This is a genomic window from Microbacterium sp. NPDC006705, assembly GCF_044903545.1.
GTDB classification, from domain to species: domain Bacteria; phylum Actinomycetota; class Actinomycetes; order Actinomycetales; family Microbacteriaceae; genus Microbacterium; species Microbacterium plantarum.
The window spans coordinates 1-1,325 of the sequence record NZ_JBJDQQ010000016.1; the positions used below are offsets into that span (position 1 = coordinate 1).

The 1,325-nt window shown below is 66.2% G+C and carries 1 protein-coding gene and 1 other annotated feature; the gene reads left to right on the forward strand.

The features are described from left to right. Window positions 1-54: 54 nt before the first annotated feature. Window positions 55-1,298, forward strand: a protein-coding gene (locus ACI2K6_RS17015; protein WP_088477947.1) for an IS3 family transposase whose coding sequence is annotated in 2 segments (ribosomal slippage) — window positions 55-328 and window positions 328-1,298 — 1,245 coding nt in all. Because the reading frame shifts where the segments join, the coding sequence is not laid out codon by codon here. Continuing rightward, window positions 324-458, forward strand: a sequence feature (AL1L pseudoknot). Its footprint overlaps the gene before it by 135 nt. Window positions 1,299-1,325: the final 27 nt, after the last annotated feature.

Sequence of the window (1,325 nt, forward strand, 5' to 3'; positions counted from 1 at the left end):
TGAAGCGTCCCGGGTGTGATGCCGCTTCCTTTCGAGTTCGAGAGGATGTTGTTCATGCCGAAGAAGTTCGATCCCGAGGTGAAGGACCGCGCGGTGCGGATGGTCCTGGACCGTGTCGAGGAAGCCGGGTCAGTCACGAAGGCCGTGGCTTTGGTGTCGCCGAAGGTCGACGTGGGGCGCGAGACCTTGCGCCGCTGGGTCTGTCAGCACCGCGTCGACGCCGGCCTCAAGGACGGGCCGACCAGCGATGACCTGGCCGAGCTCAAGCGCCTGCGCGGCGAGGTCAAGCGATTGCGGGAGGACAACGAGATCCTGCGCAAGGCCTCGATTTTCTTCGCGGGGGAGCTCGACCCCCGCAACCGATGATCATGGGATTCATCGATCAGATGCGCGCCAAGGGGCATGCGGTCGAGTCGATCTGCAGGGTGCTCCGTCAGGAGGGCTGTCAGATCGCCGCACGCACCTACCGGGCGTGGCGCCGCCGCAGCGCGTCGGCTCGTGACACGTCCGACGCGGTCCTGCTCAACGTCCTGCACGACCTTGTCGGCACCCCGGAAGGGCTGTACGGGCGTCGGAAGATGACCGCGTGGCTGCGTCGAGAAGGTCACCAGGTCGGCGCCGGTCGTGTGGACCGGCTCATGCGGGTTGCGGGGATGAACGGTGTGCGTCGAGGCAGGCCAGTGCGCACCACCGTCCCGGCCAAGGACGGCTGCCGTGCCGGTGACCTGCTCAATCGAGACTTCACCGCGGCCGCGCCGAACACGAAGTGGGTCGCGGACTTCACCTATGTGCGCACGTGGGCGGGCTTCGTATACGTCGCGTTCGTGCTGGACTGCTACTCGCAGAGAATCCTCGCCTGGCATGCCGCGACGGCCAAGACGACCCCGCTGGTCCTGACCCCGCTGCGGATCGCGTTGTGGGACCGTGACCGGCACGGGCACCCTGTGCAGCCCGGCGAGCTGATCGCGCACAGCGATGCCGGGTCGCAGTACACGAGCCTTCGCTTCGCAGAGCACCTGGCCGCCGAGGGCATCGCCGCGTCCATCGGGACCGTCGCCGATGCGTATGACAACGCGCTCATGGAATGCGTCATCGGCTTGTACAAGACCGAGTGCATCACCACCACGATCTTCCACAACGGCCCGTACAAGACCATCGCCGACGTCGAGTACGCCACCGCCGGATGGGTCGAGTGGTACAACAATCGAAGGCTCCACTCGTCCCTGGCTATGACCACCCCGGCCGAGTACGAGACTGCCTACTACGCCGCCCTCAACCGAGAGCTGGCACCCACATAGGAGCGGCACGAAACCCGGGACGCTTCA